This is a genomic window from Bacteroides acidifaciens, assembly GCF_024623065.1.
GTDB lineage: Bacteria > Bacteroidota > Bacteroidia > Bacteroidales > Bacteroidaceae > Bacteroides > Bacteroides acidifaciens.
This window is the reverse complement of record NZ_JANJZR010000001.1, coordinates 26,645-45,756: the sequence shown is the minus strand read 5'-3', so window position 1 is coordinate 45,756 and position 19,112 is coordinate 26,645. Positions and strand designations below refer to the sequence as shown.

The 19,112-nt window shown below is 39.6% G+C and carries 13 protein-coding genes and 1 pseudogene; 8 read left to right on the top strand and 6 right to left on the bottom strand.

All coding sequences use genetic code 11. From position 1 onward, the window contains the following. The first annotated feature begins 274 nt into the window (after positions 1–274). Positions 275–1,279 (top strand): glycosyltransferase, encoded by a 1,005-nt coding sequence (locus NSB03_RS00180; protein ID WP_242358894.1) that lies wholly within the window; start codon positions 275–277, stop codon positions 1,277–1,279. A gap of 84 nt (positions 1,280–1,363) precedes the next feature. On the opposite strand, the gene NSB03_RS00175 is transcribed toward NSB03_RS00180, so the two are convergent. From NSB03_RS00175 to NSB03_RS00160, 4 genes are all read right to left on the bottom strand, one after another. After that, the gene (locus tag NSB03_RS00175; RefSeq protein WP_024986032.1) at positions 1,364–2,437 is read right to left on the bottom strand and encodes a glycosyltransferase family 2 protein; all 1,074 of its coding nucleotides are present in this window, start codon (positions 2,435–2,437) and stop codon (positions 1,364–1,366) included. Between the two features lie 36 nt (positions 2,438–2,473). Next, positions 2,474–3,772 (bottom strand): glycosyltransferase, encoded by a 1,299-nt coding sequence (locus tag NSB03_RS00170; RefSeq protein WP_024986031.1) that lies wholly within the window; start codon positions 3,770–3,772, stop codon positions 2,474–2,476. Then, the gene (locus NSB03_RS00165; protein WP_024986030.1) at positions 3,769–4,698 is read right to left on the bottom strand and encodes a glycosyltransferase family 2 protein; all 930 of its coding nucleotides are present in this window, start codon (positions 4,696–4,698) and stop codon (positions 3,769–3,771) included. Before NSB03_RS00165 ends, NSB03_RS00170 begins: the two co-directional genes overlap by 4 nt. A 342-nt stretch (positions 4,699–5,040) precedes the next feature. Then, positions 5,041–5,841, bottom strand: a complete 801-nt coding sequence (locus tag NSB03_RS00160) for a glycosyltransferase (protein ID WP_024986029.1) — start codon at positions 5,839–5,841, stop codon at positions 5,041–5,043. 333 nt (positions 5,842–6,174) lie between these two features. On the opposite strand from NSB03_RS00160, the pseudogene NSB03_RS00155 reads away from it, so the two are divergent. Both NSB03_RS00155 and NSB03_RS00150 read left to right on the top strand, forming a co-directional pair. Continuing rightward, positions 6,175–6,507, top strand: a pseudogene (locus NSB03_RS00155) (ATP-binding protein); the annotation flags it as partial. Between the two features lie 267 nt (positions 6,508–6,774). Next, positions 6,775–8,328 (top strand): PD-(D/E)XK nuclease domain-containing ATP-binding protein, encoded by a 1,554-nt coding sequence (locus NSB03_RS00150; protein ID WP_257466119.1) that lies wholly within the window; start codon positions 6,775–6,777, stop codon positions 8,326–8,328. Positions 8,329–8,498: 170 nt separating this feature from the next. Here NSB03_RS00150 and NSB03_RS00145 read toward each other — a convergent pair whose 3' ends face one another. Further along, complete coding sequence (locus NSB03_RS00145) at positions 8,499–9,110, bottom strand: HU family DNA-binding protein (RefSeq protein ID WP_024986027.1); 612 nt, start codon at positions 9,108–9,110, stop codon at positions 8,499–8,501. A 606-nt stretch (positions 9,111–9,716) separates the two neighbouring features. On the opposite strand from NSB03_RS00145, the gene NSB03_RS00140 reads away from it, so the two are divergent. From NSB03_RS00140 to NSB03_RS00120, 5 genes are all read left to right on the top strand, one after another. Beyond that, the gene (locus tag NSB03_RS00140; protein ID WP_024986026.1) at positions 9,717–11,798 is read left to right on the top strand and encodes a BT4734/BF3469 family protein; all 2,082 of its coding nucleotides are present in this window, start codon (positions 9,717–9,719) and stop codon (positions 11,796–11,798) included. A 328-nt stretch (positions 11,799–12,126) separates the two neighbouring features. Beyond that, positions 12,127–13,962: an ABC transporter ATP-binding protein gene (locus NSB03_RS00135; RefSeq protein ID WP_024986025.1), complete on the top strand. Its 1,836-nt coding sequence runs from the start codon at positions 12,127–12,129 to the stop codon at positions 13,960–13,962. Between the two features lie 18 nt (positions 13,963–13,980). Continuing rightward, entirely contained in the window at positions 13,981–15,966 is a 1,986-nt protein-coding gene (locus NSB03_RS00130; RefSeq protein WP_257466118.1) for an LTA synthase family protein, read from the top strand. 10 nt (positions 15,967–15,976) lie between these two features. Next, positions 15,977–16,357 (top strand): GtrA family protein, encoded by a 381-nt coding sequence (locus NSB03_RS00125; protein WP_024986024.1) that lies wholly within the window; start codon positions 15,977–15,979, stop codon positions 16,355–16,357. Beyond that, the gene (locus NSB03_RS00120; protein WP_024986023.1) at positions 16,354–17,304 is read left to right on the top strand and encodes a glycosyltransferase family 2 protein; all 951 of its coding nucleotides are present in this window, start codon (positions 16,354–16,356) and stop codon (positions 17,302–17,304) included. Before NSB03_RS00125 ends, NSB03_RS00120 begins: the two co-directional genes overlap by 4 nt. A gap of 58 nt (positions 17,305–17,362) precedes the next feature. Here NSB03_RS00120 and NSB03_RS00115 read toward each other — a convergent pair whose 3' ends face one another. Continuing rightward, complete coding sequence (locus NSB03_RS00115; protein WP_257466117.1) at positions 17,363–19,063, bottom strand: ArnT family glycosyltransferase; 1,701 nt, start codon at positions 19,061–19,063, stop codon at positions 17,363–17,365. Positions 19,064–19,112 lie beyond the last annotated feature (49 nt).

Below are 19,112 nucleotides of genomic sequence, written 5' to 3'. Positions count from 1 at the left end.
CACATACTTTTCTTTAATCATTATAACACAATAATATTAGTTGATTACAAAGTTACTTTAATATTTGTAATGGTGAAAGTTATTTCGTTTTTTATTGATTTCTTATCCCGAGCTTGCTATATAGAAAAGAATAGTTTCATTAGAATAAAACTTTGAATTATTTTCATTACCTTTGTTCAAAATATTATGTTTGTCTAAATAATGATATTAGTGTGAATTCGGCAATTCCTCTATTGTTTAAGACTATTGTTATTTAATTTAAAATTTGATAATTATGATATATGTTATTTGTTATGATTGGGCTTCAACATCTGGCAATCATACAGGAATGAGGTATCTTTATGAATATATTCAAAGAAGCAATCCTGAATTGTATAAAATGTATACTTTCAATATGGGTGGACGTTTTTTGGATAAGGGAAAAAGGGGGAAGAAAATCTCTGTGTTTTTGACAGCACTTAAATTAGCAATGGCATATAAATCAGGAGATAAATTTATTCTTACTGAATATTTACATAGAGATTCGTATCAAATATTATTTGCAAAAATAATACGCTTTATATGTCCTAAAGCACCTATATATGCTATGGTGCATCTTGTTCCGGAGAAATTGGAAGGGCAATATTCGAAAGCACAAATAAAGAAGAGTTCACGATTTGTTACAGAAATTGTAACATTAGGAAGTAGTTTGACATGCTATCTGAATAGTTTGGGAATAGAGAATGTTTATACTTCCTTTCATTATGTCGATAATAATTATTATACTCCTTCTGCAAATCTTTGTAACAGAGATGATGATGTTAAGGTAATAGTAATGGGTGCCTTGGCACGTGACTTTGAGCAGATCGCTTATATTGTTTCAAAACTTCCGCAAATTCGTTTTTATATATGCAAAGGGCGGGAGAAAATTGATTATTTGTTTTCAGGTTTTAAGAATGCAACATTGGTGGGATATGTTCCTGAGGCGGAATTAAAGCATTATATGAATGATTCTGATATTTCATTAAATGTAATGAAGGATACTATTGGAAGTAATGTAATTTGTACTTCGATGGCGACTGGATTGGCGATGGTGGTTAGTGATGTTGGATCTATACGTGACTATTGCGATGAGACCAACGCATGTTTCTGTTCTTCTCCCGATGATTTTATAAAGAATATTATGATCTTAGCAAATGATCGAGAGCTGCTCAATTCGTTAAAGAAAATGTCTTTGAAAAAGGCACAGCAGTTTTCTATCGATAATTATTGTGCTAGCTTGTCATCTTTATTGAAATAATTGAAGAGTATAGTCGCTTGCTGTTATGATAGCAAATGATTTATATTTTAAATGCCCTTATTTGCTTGATTTATATTTTTGGTGTCATTTGTTTCGGATATCGCATATTAGTAATTTTATAAGGTGCTTATAGAATCCTATAGCCTTACGTTTTTTGGAAGAGTATTTGTTTTGCATCTCTGGTACACTTTTATAGTAACTCTCTGCGAGGCGGGGAGAAAAGAAATAATGTGCATCACGAATTAAATTTCGTACGTTGAAAAGCTCCCAATAAAGAATTTTATAATGCTTTGCATGAGGTAATAAACGAATTAGCGTGTATAGTGTGGGTATATAATCAGTGTGTTCTGCGTATATACACTTACGTAATAAGCGAAGTTTTTCTTCTTCGATAAAAGAAAATACATCTTTATTGTTTAAAAGATGGAGACTGTTGGCGTAATTTGTGATTTCTGTTAATATGATTTTGTACATTTGAAAGTCTTTTTCAAATGTGAGGGTAGATGTTATTGATTTTTTTTGAATTTTGTAAATATAGGTTGTTTGTTTTATTATGTCTATTATTTCAGCTTTACATGCGCATTGAAAACTCCAGAGACAGTCTTCGTGTATTAAATTATTTTTGAAGTATAGATTGTTTTTAACAATAAACTCTTTTCTAACTAATTTGTTCCATGCCATCACATAAAACTTTTCTTGCATATATGCTTGAATTATTTTTGAGTTCCCTTTAATGATAGATGTCCCAAGTTCAAGAGGAGGAAAAAAGTCTGAAGAACCTTGTACTATATAATCGCCGATTACTATATCAGCACATGATATCTTGGCTCTGTTAGATAAAGTTTCAATACAGTCCGTGGAAATTTCATCGTCACTGTCCAAGAAATATAGATACTCTCCCCTGCTGTTTTTGATTCCTGTATTACGTGCGGAAGACAAACCTTTATTCTCGGCATGTTCTATTATCTTGATTGGAAATGATGGCGCTTCTTTTTGTAGTACATCTTTTATAATAGATATGCTTTCGTCTGTTGTCTTGTCGTTGATAATAATAATTTCTATATTTTTATATGTTTGATTGAGAACCGAGTGCAAGCAACTTTTTATAAAAGGTGCTACGTTATAGACCGGGATGATAATAGAGATAAATGGCTTCATTTAATAAAAGTTGATATAGTGAAATTAGCGATTGATTTATTTGTTAGGCTCGTTTAATATCTGTTTGTAGATGTCGAATCTTTGTTCGAGCATGTTTGAAGGATTGTATATATCTTTCATTTTACTTTTAGCTTGCTTTACTAGTTTCTCTTGTAACTCAGTATTTTGAGAGAGAGTAATAATAGCATCTGCAAACTCTGTAGCACTATCAGCTTTTAAATATTCTTCTTTATCGAGAAGGTCAATTCCTTCAACTCCTTTTGTAGTGGTTATAAATGGAATATCTGCCGAAACAGCTTCTAAGATTTTCATTCTCATCCCACTACCTATACGAATGGGAACGAGCGCAATACTTCCTTTAAGAAAGGATGGTAAGTCTTTTATATACCCAACTGCTTCCATTTCTGGACAACTATGTTGAAGCTCCTTTATGTGGGTTTTCCATTTACCTACTACCTGTAAAGTGAAAGTAAAATTTTGTTTACGTAAGTATGGTGCAATTTCCTTGCAGAACCAAATGAGAGCATCTAGATTTGGATAATGGGTTTCACTTCCTACAAATGTCAATCTGTTGCTTGTACAAGGTATGAATTGAGGCGGTGTATCCATATCTGTTTGTATTACTGCAGGAGAAGTGTAAATGCGATTATTTTGCCCTAAAAACTTAGTTAGAATTTGTCGGTCAATCTCGGTTAAAGTAATTATGTGCTTGTAATGTTGTAAGGCAAACCGTTCAAAGTCTTTTGCGATATGATATATAAATTGGTCGCTCTTAGTGATTCTTGGAAACAGTTGCATTTCATTTTCATTTCGAATATATCTAATTTCATGATGTACAAAAATTGTTTGTGTATTGGAGGGAAGTAAGTATCCTAAGGAGATTAATTTATAAAACTCAACTTGAATGATGTCAAAGCCGTATGTAGCAACTTCTGTGACATACTTTATATAATCTACATCTAATTCTTTGAATATAGAGGTTGATAGTGTAGATTCTTGACGTATAAAACCGGGCGTAAAAACAATGTTTTCAGGAATAATTTGACGTCTTATTTTTCGTTCTATAGATTGTTTTGTCTTAATGAGCCATTTGTAGTAGAATGGATGGTGTACTTTAGGTTGCTTATCATCTTTTTTTGTAAATACAAAAAAAGTTACGTTATCCCATATTTCTTTTAATTTGCTTATGTCGTATGCTTCTGAAGCGTATTGCACTTGTAGCAAAATAGATACATCCATTTTATGGCGGAGGTAATCTACCATATTGAAGAAAGCTTGATTTCCTCCTGAATTCAGGGGGAATGGTATATACGGAATGATAAATAGTATTTTCATTTTTTTGATATTATTTTTTTCCAAATATGATGAATTAAAACTTGCAAAGATACATTTGGTGTGAGTTTTCTTAGAGCATTGCATAAATGTAAAAGGTCATGTACACTAAAATCATTCTTTAATGAATGATGTAAGAATTTATGTATATAACATTTGATTGCTTTTTTGAATTTCTTTTCGTTAAGATGAGAATGATAGTTTATGCCGATCCATTCAATGAAAAGTATTGTTGCACTAATCTTCTCTTTATTGAAATGAGTGGAGTTTGATATATTTTCTCCTTCGGCATTTCTCCAACTGACGGGATTGCCAGGTAAAGAAATTATTCCTCCTGTAAATTCTGCAAATTTAGCCCATGTTGCATCATCGGTGCACCAAGCCAGAGGGAATTTTATAAATCCTCCTGTTTGTTCCCATACTGTTCGACTAAATACATACTCACAGGCAGCAGAACTAATTTTTCCAGATAATTTATCTAATAAGAATTCATATCCAGAAATTAAATCGGTTTTAAAAGGAGGATTTTTATACTTAAGTTTACCATACTCGTCAACTACTTCTAAAGGGAAACGGAATATATATTTTCCACCAGAATGTTTTTGTAAAGCTTGAATTACACGTGCTACTCCGTCAAAGGGCATTAAGTCGTCATCTGAAAAAAGCCATATAAATTCTTCTTCTGACAATAATATACATCGTTCCCAATGGCCGGGTAGGTCTTTCTTACCCATATTTTGTTCAAAACGATGATATATGATGTCAAATTTGTTTTTGTATTGATCTACTATGGTCTCTAATTGGTAGGGACTTGCATCATCACCTATGTATACGGTAAAGTCGTGGTTGTTTTGTTTAGCGATGGAATCAAGTGTTTCTCGCAAAAAACGTGGTTTATAAGCTGGTATGATAATTGCTAATTTCTTCATTTTTATTGCTATCAATTAAGTTTTGCAAATATACACACTAAGTTTGTTTAAATATTGTATTTGCAGACTTTTGTGATGGAAAACTGTACTGGCATGTTGCTGATTGCAAAATAAACTGTAGAATTTTTCTTTTTTAGGTTCTTAGATTAGGTAGAGTAGCACAACATTGTGAATATATTATCAATGAAAGATTTGGCTTTTAACCAACACTCGTTTTTGATAATTATAATCTCAAGGTCCAGACGCAGAATAATATATTTCAGACAATGCACGGAAACTCTTGGGCTTATCTTTATGCTTGTTACAATTCATGGTATTAAAGATACGCAATAAATCGTAAGTCTAATCTGTTTTAACTTTATTTTGTTTGGACCAGTGAGTCAATGTTTTAATATGTTCCAAATAATATAGCTCCTCTTTGGACATGTTGTCGTTGTTAATATACCAAGGTAAGTGTCTCACGGAATAAGGAAATCCGGTTCGAATACAGAAACAATCTGGGTCAATAGGCTCTCCGACAAAATAGGGCTTATATACGGCAAAGGTCGTATCTATTAATGCTTTGAAAATATTAGGTTCTATCTCTTCTTTCCAGAAAATACTTTCCCATTCTATAACTTTCTCTTTTAATTTATAATGGTCAGGTAAATCGTTTATGCATATTGAAAATCCAACCTTTAACGCTTTTGGATATTTTTGTAGTAATAAAATGAATTTCTCAATAAAATCGTCAGGACAATCAGGAAGGATTTCCAGATCCGAATCGGTGTATGCATAATAAGAATCTTTGAACTGCTTGAATATGCCGGTCTTCCATAATGCCAGATGCCCGACATTTTTATTTAGCATATATACAGGGTATGGTATTTTTGTATAGTATTCTAATAGTGGGGGATATGTTGATTGGTTATCGATGATATATAGATTGTGGTATCCTTTATTTTCTAAACCATGGATTAACTTTGTTAGCATTTCCAAACGGTTGTAGTTGTTAATAATGATAGGGATGTCTTTATAGTTTATTCTTTTTACTCCCAAAAATCTTTTTTTAATTTCGGGAATAAACCATTTAAGAAATAGTTCTTTAGACCTTTGGAAGTCCTGATTGAATGCTTGGTATTTGCGAATTAACTTTCTTCTCATTTTTTATTTCTGTTAGCAATAATGATGCATATTGATATCTTGATTATATCTTACAAATCTATTATTTTTTTTGTTAAGAATCTGTTAAAAATGATCAAAATGAAAAATAAGAAGTATTTGTTGTTGCGCAATAAATACTTTATTTGAAGTAACTAAACTAATCCCTAAATAGGAATCAGTTTATTTCTTTTATAGAAAATAGATTTACCCTATCGGTGTGCAGAGTTTGGGAGCTTGATTGCTGTTCGCAAACAGCAAAAAGTGATTAAAAATGCTGTTTGCAAACAGCAAATGATTGTCTTTGTCTTTGAAAGTACTAAGATATAAGAATTTATGGAAACTCTTTTTGCTAAACAAGACCGTTTGTTGTCGCTGACATCGACTGGGATAATAAGGACATTGATGTATCAGATCAATTGGGATGCCCAGTTGATTGCTATTAAAGGGCCACGAGGTGTGGGAAAGACTACTTTAATGCTGCAGTATATGAAGCAGCATTATGAGATTTATAGTAGGGAAGTGCTCTATTGTACGCTAGATTCTGTTTATTTCTCCAATCATACTTTGTTGGAGTTGGTGGATGTATTCGTGAAAAATGGTGGGAAGCATCTTTTCTTGGATGAGGTGCATAAATATCCGACCTGGAGCAAGGAGATAAGGTATATAGAGTTAATGGGAAATATACTTTGGGAGTTGGCGGTGAAGGTAAAACGTATGACCAGATAGCGGATGTGCCTGATTCCTATATTTTAGCTGATGGAATAGAAACACCTTACAGGTGTAAGTTGCCGATTTGGGTTGTTGGTTTCTTGTATTGATATATTCAAAGTCCATGTGTTATATCTTAATTTTATAATTCTTTCCCTGTATAAATTGCTACAATATAGATATTTCTGTATATATTTGTGTTATGTAAACTAAATCCAATGAAATATGAGCAGCAAGATTTACCCTATTGGTGTGCAAAACTTTGAAAGTCTTCGTAATGATGGCTATTTTTATATTGATAAAACGGCAATGGTTTATCAGTTAGTAAAAACTGGGCGCTATTATTTTCTGAGTCGTCCGCGCCGTTTTGGCAAAAGTCTGCTCATTTCTACGCTGGAAGCCTACTTTCAAGGAAAGCGGGAGCTCTTTGAAGGGCTGGCTATGGAGAAACTGGAAAAAGATTGGGTAAAATATCCCGTTTTACATCTTGATCTTAATACGGAAAAATACGATACTCCGGAAAGTTTGGAGAACAAGCTCAACGGGGCATTGGTGGAATGGGAGAAGATATATGGTGCGGAGCCCTCAGAGAGATCCTTAGCGATGCGTTTTGAAGGGATTATTAAACGTGCCTGCCGACAGGAAGGACAGCGTGTGGCTATTCTTGTGGATGAGTATGACAAGCCGATGTTGCAGGCCATTGGTAATGATGCCTTGCAAAAGAGTTTCCGTAATATATTGAAAGCTTTCTATGGTGCATTGAAAAGTCAGGACGGCTGTATTAAGTTTGCTATGTTGACGGGAGTTACCAAGTTCGGTAAGGTTAGCGTGTTCAGTGATTTGAATAACCTGAATGACATTTCAATGTGGAATAAGTATGTGGATATTTGTGGCGTGAGCGAACAGGAATTATATGATAACCTAGGTGCTGAGCTCCATGAATTTGCAGATGCGCGGGGAATGACGTATGAAGAGGTCTGTGCCCGATTGAAAGAAATGTATGATGGTTATCATTTCACGCACAATTCCAAAGGAATGTACAACCCCTTCAGTCTGCTTTTGGCTTTTGATAGGAATGAGTTTAAAAGCTACTGGTTTGAAACGGGTACTCCTACCTATTTGGTGGAGTTGCTGAAGAAACATAATTATGATTTGCACCGGATGGCTCATGAAGAAACCGACACTCAGGTGCTTAACAGTATCGATTCAGAGTCTACCAATCCTATTCCGGTAATATACCAAAGCGGGTACCTTACTATTAAAGGGTATAATGAGGAGTTTGATATTTATCGTTTAGGTTTTCCCAATCGTGAGGTGGAGGAAGGTTTTGTTCGTTTTCTGCTCCCTTATTACGCGAATGTGGATAAAGTGGAAGCTCCTTTTGAGATTCGGAATTTTGTTCGTGAGGTACGTGCCGGTGATTACGAATCTTTTTTCCGTCGTCTACAAAGTTTCTTTTCCGATATTCCATACGAACTTGCACGTGAATTGGAGTTGCATTATCAGAATGTACTTTATATTGTATATAAGTTGTTAGGTTTTTATGTGAAAGCGGAATATCATACGAGTGAAGGGCGTGTGGATATGATATTACAGACCGACAAGTTCATCTACATCATGGAATTTAAATTGAATGGAACAGCGGAAGAAGCTCTGCAACAGATCAATGACAAACACTATGCCCGACCATTTGAAACGGATTCACGAAAACTTTTTAAGATTGGTATAAACTTTAGTACTGAAACGAGAAATATTGAGAAGTGGTTGGTGGAAAATTGACGCCTCTAACGCGTATTTCTTATTTTCATTTCTCATATTCTCATAGATTTCATACAAAATCAAGACAATCAAGCGGATAGGCTATGAGAAATACTTTTCCGGAATGGCATTTCTCATAGTTTTTCCGCAAAATGACGCTGATTTTGCTTATTTCTCATACTCGCCGGAGTTTATTTCTCATAGTATCCCGACCCCGCTACATAAATAGGCTGTGTAGGTTTCCCGATATTTTGCAACTTGCCTTCTGCTTTCAGTCTGCGTATTTGGCGGCTGGCCATGCTTTGGGTGAAGCAACAAAGTGACTGCATGTTGCTGCGGGTCAGTACGGGATGCGTTGCAAAATATTCCGTGAGTTTCCGGTCGATTTCTTCTTCTGTGAGAGAGGCGGAATGCGGTTTGTATTTCGAACGTCGCAGGTGTGTGGCCATGCATGAACTTTTCAAATCTCTGTCAGCTTGGAAGCTGATGGATTTCAGTTTTACTTTGTCTGCGCGGGTGGTAAGCGAGTGTATGGGTTCGGTAGCTTGCAGTGTGATTTGAAAATAGCCGATTCCATCCAAGTGTACTCTTTCTCCTTCGCGCAGATGGTTGCTCATGCATCTGCTTAGTTCCATTAACATAGCTTCCACTTCTGATTTCCCGAAAGTAGTTGCCATGTGGATTTCTCTTGCCAGTCTCTGGGTGGTGACATGCTGGAAATTTACCACACGGGGGTGGTAACTTGGTTCTTCCCCTTCTTTTACCGGTTGGGGATTCTTATAAAACTCGAATTGTATTGCCATTGCTGTTCTAATTTAATGGTGGTTTATATGTTATGTTACTGATGTTGGCGTTTTATCTTGCCTTCATTATTTTATTTTCTTACCGACATCTCTATCGTTCCACTCCAGTAGATAGAACCTTGCACTCTAGTAGACAGAACTTTTTACTGTAGTGGACGGTTTTGTGCACTGGAGTGGAACGGTTGGGATGTTTCTTCAAAGATACGACAATATCAGGTGTAAAACAAGTAAATGCTTAATTGTTTTCATATAAATGATAGTTAGGCTTTATATAAGGTAAGGTTGGCTGGCAAATGAGAAAAGGATGATGGCAGGCTATGAGAAATGCATTGAAATACAATGAGAAATAGGTGGATATTGGGGAGTAAAGTGGAAAAAAGTATGAGAAATGCCATTCCGGAAAAGTATTTCTCATAATCTATCTGTTTGATAGACTATGCTTTATCTGAAATCTATGAGAATATGAGAAATGAAAACAAAAAAATCTTTTCTAGTAGCAAAGATGGAATAAGTGGTTTTGAATTTGTTTGTATGGAATAATTACAGTATATTTGTGTCATAATAACCGCCCTACACAAAAACATGCAGGACAAATTAAAATAAATAATGAGAATAACACAAATCAGAGACGACGGCAAGGTAAATACTCTGCGGACGTTAAAAATCGAACAGCTCGTAGAGCAGATGAAAGTGGAAACTAAAGCGCGACTCGTCTCCGCAATGCGGGAAGTCCTGCCTTATATACTTCCGGGTGACAAGAATGACTATGTACAGAAAGTGCCGAAGCTGCTTCCTGCAGCCGCCTTTATCCGCAAGAACGGGATAATGACAATGAGTGAGTACAACGGGATTGTGATGCTCCAGGTGAATAATCTGTCCGGGCTCATGGAAGCGGATGCGGTGAAAGAGCGTGTGAAGGAGTTGCCACAGACTTACCTTGCCTTTACCGGTTCTTCCGGAAAGTCGGTGAAGATATGGGTGCGGTTCACTTATCCCGACGACCTTCTGCCGGTTGGCCGCGAACAGGCAGAGCTTTTCCATGCACATGCTTACCGGCTTGCCGTGAAGTTCTACCAACCTCAGCTTCCTTTCGACATCGAACTGAAAGAGCCTTCACTGGAACAATATTGCCGTTTGACCTATGATCCGGACTTGTATTTCAATCCTGAAGCAATGCCTATTTATATGAAACAGCCGATGGCTATGCCGACAGAAATGACTTATCGCGAACAGGTGCAGACGGAGGCTTCACCCTTGCAACGGTTTGCGCCGGGATATGAGAGCCATCATGCGCTTTCCGTACTTTTTGAGGCTGCTTTTGCGCGTGCATTGGATGAACAACAGGACGGATATTCTCTAGGTGATGACATACATTCTTTGTTGGTTTGTCTGGCCGGGCATTGTTTTCGTGCCGGTATCCCCGAAGAGGATACGGTGCGGTGGACGCGTGCCCATTATCGCTTGCCGGAAGATGATTTCCTGATTCGCGAGACGGTGCGGAATGTGTATCGCACCAGCAAGGGATTTGCCGATAAGAGCAGTTTGCTGCCGGAACAGCTATTTGTGATGCAGATGGATGAGTTTATGAAGCGGCGTTATGAGTTCCGCTTCAACCAGTTGACTTCACAGGTGGAGTGCCGGCAACGGAATAGTTTTGATTTTTATTTTCGTCCGGTAGACAGACGGTTGATGGCAAGCATTACGATGAATGCGCAATACGAAGGGCTTAAACTGTGGGACAAAGATGTGGTACGTTATCTGAACTCGGATCGTGTGCCGCTCTATCAGCCTGTTGAGGAGTTTCTTTATGGACTTCCTCATTGGGATGGAAAGGATCATATCGGTGATCTGGCTAAACGGGTTCCTTGTGATAATCCTCATTGGGCGCAATTGTTTCGCCGTTGGTTTCTTAGCATGGTGGCTCATTGGCGCGGGATGGGTAAAAGTCATGCAAATAGCACTTCGCCTATATTGGTCGGTCCGCAGGCTTACAGGAAATCTACGTTTTGCCGTTTGATTCTTCCACCGTGTTTGCAGGCGTACTATACGGATAGTATTGATTTTAGCCGGAAACGGGATGCGGAGTTGTATTTGAACCGGTTTTTGCTGATTAATATGGATGAGTTTGACCAGATTGGTATTACTCAGCAGCCTTTTCTAAAACATATTCTGCAAAAGCCTGTTGTAAATACGAGGCGTCCGAATGCTTCGGCAGTGGAAGAGCTTCGCCGATATGCTTCTTTTATCGGCACAAGTAATCATAAGGATTTGCTGACGGATACTTCCGGTAGTCGTCGTTATCTTGGAGTTGAGGTGACGGGGGTGATTGATGTGGTCCGCCCTGTCGACTACGAACAACTTTATGCGCAGGCAATGGCGGCGCTATATCATAATGAACGTTATTGGTTTGATGAGAAGGAAGAAGCTATTATGATGGAAGCCAATCAGGAGTTCGAGCAATCACCGGTCATAGAGCAGTTGTTTCTTGTATATTATCGGGTTGCGGAAGATGACGAAGAAGGGGAATGGATGCTTGCAGCAGATATATTGCAACGGATACAAAAGGCGAGTAAAATGAAGTTCTCACCCGGACAGGTTAATTACTTCGGGCGTATCCTGCAAAGATTGGGGGTAAAGTCGTACAGGAAGACGCGTGGGGTTTATTATCATGTGGTGGCTGTTGGGTAAGAGCGATGATGAAATAATGCATGAGATGTGCATTTTATTATTTTATAATAATTATCTTTGCGTAATAACGTGAGATATATGAAGGCTATGATAAGAAATCCTTTTTCGTTTGCCGGAAAAGCAAAAGGAGTTACTGTGACCCAGGAAAAGGGAGTGTATCAAATATATGACCCCGTTTCTTGGGTATTTGGTTGAAAGAGAATTATTGAGTCGTTTTTCATTTCTTGAAACGTGCTTTTCAATAAATCGCGTTAATAATTAACTGAAACTACTATCTGTTAATCAGTTTTATTGTATCTTTGCGGTCTTAACTTTTTAATGGTAAATAATGAAGGAATTTCTACAACTAATGCGACGTTTCGTGTCGCCTTATAAAAAGTATATCGGCTGGGCTATTTTGCTGAATATTTTGTCTGCCGTATTCAATGTGTTTTCGTTCACTTTCTTGATTCCGATTCTGAGTATTCTGTTTAAAACAGAAGGAGCGGATAAAGTATACCATTTTATGGAATGGGGCAGTGGTGATTTAGCGGAGGTTGCCAAAAATAATTTCTATTATTACATATCTCAAATGATAGTGGATAATGGACCGACTGTAGCCCTTATCTTTTTGGGATTGTTCCTGATGATAATGACATTATTCAAAACAGGTTGTTACTTCGCTTCTTCGGCAGTGATGATTCCGTTGCGTACGGGGGTTGTGCGGGATATCCGTATCATGGTGTATGCCAAGGTGATGCGTTTGCCGATGTCTTTCTTTTCGGAAGAGAGAAAGGGAGATATTATAGCTCGTATGAGTGGTGACGTGGGAGAGGTTGAAAACTCCATTACCAGTTCGTTGGACATGCTGATGAAGAGCCCGATTATGATTATCTTGTATTTCGCGACGTTGGTTGTGACCAGTTGGCAGTTGACTCTTTTTACTATTGTTGTATTGCCGGGAATGGGCTGGTTGATGGGAGTAGTCGGAAGAAAACTGAAACGCCAGTCATTGGAGGCACAGTCAAAATGGAGTGATACGATGTCGCAACTGGAAGAGACATTGGGAGGTTTGCGCATCATCAAGGCTTTCATCGCGGAAGATAAAATGATTAACCGCTTCACCAAATGCAGTAACGAGCTTCGTGATGCAACCAACAGAGTTGCTATACGTCAGGCTATGGCACATCCGATGAGCGAGTTCTTGGGAACCATTCTGATTGTAGCCGTACTGTGGTTTGGGGGTACATTGATTTTGGGACAGAATGCAACTATCGATGCTCCTACATTCATTTTCTATATGGTGATTCTGTATAGTGTAATCAATCCGTTGAAAGATTTTGCTAAAGCGGGATACAACATTCCGAAAGGTTTGGCTTCTATGGAACGTGTGGATAAAATCCTGAAAGCAGAAAATAAGATTAAGGAAATTCCGAATCCGAAACCGTTGAAAGGTTTGAACGATAGAATAGAATTTAAAGATATTTCTTTCAGCTACGATGGTAAGAGAAAGGTGCTGAAACATGTAAATCTGACAGTTCCCAAAGGAAAAACAATTGCACTCGTTGGACAGTCAGGCTCCGGTAAATCTACCTTAGTCGATTTGTTGCCACGTTACCACGATGTACAGGAAGGAGATATTACCATTGACGGAACGAGCATCCGCGACGTGCGTATTGCCGATTTGCGCAGTCTGATTGGTAATGTAAACCAGGAAGCTATTCTGTTCAATGATACCTTCTTCAATAACATTGCTTTCGGTGTGGAGAATGCGACAATGGAACAAGTGATAGAAGCAGCGAAGATTGCCAATGCACATGATTTCATCATGGAGAAACCGGAAGGATATAATATGAATATCGGCGACCGTGGTAGTAAATTGTCCGGTGGTCAGCGCCAGCGTATCAGTATCGCCCGTGCCATTTTGAAGAATCCTCCGATTCTGATTCTCGATGAGGCTACTTCTGCATTGGATACCGAATCAGAACGTCTCGTGCAGGAAGCGTTGGAACGTTTGATGAAAACACGTACGACGATTGCTATCGCTCACCGCCTTTCTACGATTAAGAATGCAGATGAAATCTGCGTCCTGTACGAAGGAGAGATTGTAGAACGTGGCAAGCATGAGGACTTGATCGAACTGAACGGTTACTACAAACGCTTGCATGATATGCAGCAGTTGTAATGTGGAATTTAAAATCTGATGAAAAAATTCTCTATAAAACGATTTGGCTACTCTCTTTTGTATGTATTGTCAATACATGTAGTAGCATTGTTTTTCTTCTTTGCATTCCGGCTTACGCTGTTCTGCTCGGTTGATTATCAGTTTCCGGCAGATATAGAGGGCGACTTTGCTTTGAAAGCGGTTGCCTTTGTACGTGGATTATGGTTTGATAATGTGATAGCCTGCTACATCCTGTTGCTGCCTTTGGTAGTGATGTGGATAGCGGCTTTGTTCAATTATACGGCAAAGTGGTTGTTCCGGTCGGTGGCTGTCTATTTCATTTTGTTTTATTCTGTTTCTTTTATTATAGCTGCGGCTAATGTTCCATACTTTGAATATTTCTTTAAGACTATCAATTCTTCCATTTATAACTGGTTCGGGTACGGCGCCACGACAGCCGGCATGGTATTTGGTGAGTCTTCCTATTATTTCCCTATCTTTCTCGGACTGTTGTCTATCATTTTATTTGGCTGGGGAGCGTTATGCCTGTCCGCCTATTTCTATCGCCGGAGCATGGCTACCGCACCTCGGATTTCATGGAAAAGCCGGTTGGCAATAGTGCCGTTGGGGGCAGTCTGTGTGGGACTTTGCCTGTTTGGAATCCGTGGGCGTACGGGATATAACCCGATTAAAGTAAGTCAGGCGTATTATTGTGAGGACCCGTTTCTGAACCAATTGGGAGTGAATCCGGTGTTCAACTTGCTTACGAGTACATTGGACGATAACCGGAAAGAGAACCGGACGTTGCATCTGATGCCTGAGCAGGAAGCCTTGAAACAAGTACAGGATTATCTGCAAAGAAAGGGAGTGGAGGGCATTTCTCCGATTGCCCGGAAAGTGGAGCGCGAAGGACTCCCCGACCGGAAGAATGTGGTTTTGGTATTTATGGAATCTATGTCTGCCAACCTGATGGGCAGTTTCGACTCCGACAAAAGACTGACTCCTTATCTGGATAGCTTGTATCAGCAGTCATTGAGTTTCAGTCATTTTTATTCGTCCGGCATCCATACGAACCATGGTATTTATTCCACTCTTTTCTCCTTTCCCGCAATCATGAAGCGGAATGCGATGAAAGGTTCGGTGATTCCTGTCTACTCCGGATTGCCTACCGTGTTGAAGGAGAATGGATATTGCAATCTGTTCTTCATGACACATGAGTCCCAATATGATAATATGAACGCATTTCTCCGTACCAACGGGTTTGATGAAATCTATGCACAGGAGAATTATCCGGCGGAGAAAGTCGTGAACAGCTTTGGCGTGCAGGATGATTTTATGTATCAGTATGCGCTTCCGATATTGAATGAGAAGGCGAAGGTGGGTGAACCGTTTTTTACTGTATTGCTGTCTATCAGCAACCATCCGCCTTATGTCATTCCGCCATTCTTCCATCCCCATAGTGAAAAACCGGAAGAGCAGATTGTAGAATATGCCGACTGGTCCATTCGGCAGTTTATGGATGCGGCGGAGAAACAGCCGTGGTTTGACAACACGATTTTCGTATTTCTTGGTGACCACGGAAAAATGGTAGGTACACCGGAATGTGAAATGCCTCAATCCTATAACCATATCCCGCTGATGATTTATGGAAAAGATATCCGCCCGGCTGTATACGATGGGTTCGGGGGACAAATAGATGTGGCACCCACCTTGTTGGGAATGCTTAATATGAGTTATTTGCAGAACAATTTTGGTGTAAATCTTCTCGAAGAAGAGCGCCCATGTATGTTCTTCACGGCGGACAATCTTGTAGGAGCCAGGGACTCGGCCCGCCTGTTCATTTATTCTCCGGACAATCAGCAGGAATTCAAGTATAAACTGGATAATGGTAATTTGCACGCTGCTGCCGGTGACGAAGATTTCGGGTTGCTGAAAGACTATTGCTTTTCCATGTTGCAGTGTGCGGAATTTGTGGTGAAAGAACACAAAACCATTGACAGGCCTGCTGATAAGGCGGTAGAATAGGCGTTACTATATGGGAACAAAACTGGTGGTCAGAGAGTTTATACGTTTTGGTGTGGTTGGCGTGGTAGCCACAGCGCTGCATTACGGGATTTATTATTTCCTGAAGTCGGTTGCCAATGTGAATGTAGCTTATGCAGTTGGATATATAATCAGCTTTATCGTAAACTTTTATCTGACTTCGTATTTTACTTTCGGAACAACACCTTCGTGGAAGAAACTGGCAGGAATGGGCGGAGCGCATCTGATAAATTTTCTGTTGCATATGATCTTGTTGAATATTTTCTTATATATGGGCTTTACCAAGGCATGGGCTCCTGTTCCGGTATTTGCGATAGTGATTCCCGTGAATTTCCTGTTGGTGCGGTTTGTATTTAAACATAAAAAGCTATGAATGGCGTGAGACTTGTGATTGTAGTTCCTTGTTATAATGAGGAAGAAGTATTGAAAGAGACTACTCGTCAACTGTCTAATGTCCTTGCCCGGATGGAGAAGGAAGAGAAGATAGCTGAAGGAAAGATATTGTATGTGGACGACGGGAGTAAGGACCTTACCTGGTCGTTGATAGAACAATTGTCCGAATCGAACAGATACGTGGGTGGTCTGAAATTGGCACACAACGTCGGGCATCAGCAGGCGCTTTGGGCGGGACTGGAGCTGGTGGCGGGCAGTGATTATGACGCTGCCGTATCTATTGATGCCGATTTGCAGGACGATGTGAATGCCATTATAGAGATGGTGGATTATTTTCTGCAGGGTGTCGATGTTGTATTCGGTGTGAGGCGGGAACGCAAGACGGACACTTTCTTCAAGAAACATACTGCGCAATTGTTTTATAAACTGATGAGTACGATGGGCGGGGAAATCGTTTATAACCATGCTGACTTTCGTCTGATGAGCAAACGGTCTTTGAAAGCATTGGTTGCTTTTCCGGAACGTAACCTTTTCCTGCGGGGGATGGTGTGCTTGTTGGGCTATACTACGGCGTCTGTTTATTATGACCGTAAAGAGCGTTTTGCCGGTGAATCCAAATATCCGTTCACAAAGATGCTGAACTTTGCGTTGGACGGTATCACTTCTTTCTCTGTCAAACCATTGCGTCTGATTACAACTTCGGGGCTTATCTTTATGATGGTTTCTTTCTTTGCCATCATTTATGCTTTGGTAGAGTTTATCAGTGGGGATGTTATCCGGGGATGGACTTCGTTGCTTATCTCCGTGTGGTTTATCGGCGGGGCTATTCTGACGGCTGTCGGTATTATCGGTGAGTATATCGGTAAAATATATAAGGAAGTAAAAAGACGTCCGCGTTATTTGATAGAAAAAGAAGTAAACCTGTAAGGGTTTACTTCTTTCCGATAGTATCATAGCTCTGATATTCTTATTTTCCAGTTTGCCTTTATTCTTTCTCTTTGAAGCGGTATAGGTAGATTATGTCGCGGATATCACATCCTCTTTTCGGACTTTGGTATACTTCCTCGAAGGAGTATCGCGACTCATATTTGGGCTTGATGCCCTCGAAATCATGCCGTCCTACCAATAGGTATCCCTCTGACGGCATCTCCTTTTCAAACAAGCCTATCCGGTCGTTGTGATAGAAGTTGACAGTGTAGAAGCGAAGCATATCTATGCCTACATAAGAGTATATCTTGCTGCCGGAAGCTATTTTCTGAATTTCTGTTGCCATTCCTTTGTCCGACTTGGTGTTCAGTATGGCAGGTTGGTAAGCACCGTCTAAAGACATGAAGATCGAGAATGTTACGAAAAGCGTGGCATATACCAGTTTCATGTCCGGTGCTTTCTTCCTGATTGCACGGAAAAAGTAGATGGCGCCGAGCAAAGGAAGACATATCACTAGGATATGGGCGGCATTGAGGGATATATTCTTCAGAGCATTTAAGAAAGCGATGTTTTCAGCGGCATGCCTGCCGTGGAAGATAGTATCAGGTACTAATCCCATGCGGATGGCAATGAATGTAGCCAAAAGAAGAATGCCGGCGACAGACAGGAAACTACCATATGCTTTGATAGCTTTTGAATGCCTGCTCGCCAAGTACATGATATATTCTGCCAGAAAATAGGCTATAAACGGATAGATGGGCAATAGATAGACGCTGCGTTTACTCTTCGGGATGCAGTAGAATATGAAGATAAGCACGATGCTTAATAAGGAAAAAAGGCGTGTGTTGTCCATTTCACGAATATAGGTCGTGAATTTGTTCCACCATTCGCGAGGTTTGGCTGTTACTTTGCTGTAAGTCAGTGTAAAGAGGGAAAGCAGAACCAGTAACGTATAGGGCGCATAGCCTGATACGACAGTGATAATGTTATAGTAAGCCGGATTCTCGTGGGATTCATAACTCATTTTTCCCATGAAACGCCCGAAGTTTTCTTCCATAACCAGCGCGATGAAGTTGTCTCCCCCTTGTTGGTAGGCGGCAATGTACCAGATGGCGGGCAGGATGCATGAGGTAATAGCGACCAATGTCATAGAGAAGAAGGCTTTGAAGAAACGGGTACCTCGCAGAAGCAAGTAGACTCCGGTCACCAGACAGGGAAGAAGGATTCCGACCGGGCCTTTGGTAAGTGTGGCGCAGCCCATCAATAAGGTAGCTATCCATGGAAAACCTCTTTGGCCTTTTTCGCACCATCGGTAAAGCTGGTATAATGCAAGGACTATGAAGGCAGTCAGTACCATGTCTACGCGGCAGTTCATTCCGGCACGATGTACTTCGAAGTTGCTGAGAGTGATGAGTCCCATAAGCAGGGCGATACCGGCTCCCCTACGTTTGGCATAGAATAAGAATCCTCCCAGGACCATGGCTATTAGGGCTAGGGCGGACGGCATACGGGAAGTATATTCGTTCACTTTACCTGTGACAGAAGAAATGGTGGCAATACACCAATGGAAGAATGGTGGCTTATAGGCAATGTCTCCACCATTATTGACAGGCAGAATCCAATTGCCACTTTCCAGCATTGAATACGAAACGATGGCTTCGCGTGGTTCTCCTTTTGTATGGAAATCGGTTAGTCCTAAAAAGGGGAGAAGGGTGATGACACAAACAATGGCCAGAAGGATAAATTGCTTATTTTTCATATGTTTATAATATGTGTTAGATATAAAAACTTTCAGTGCTCAAAGATAG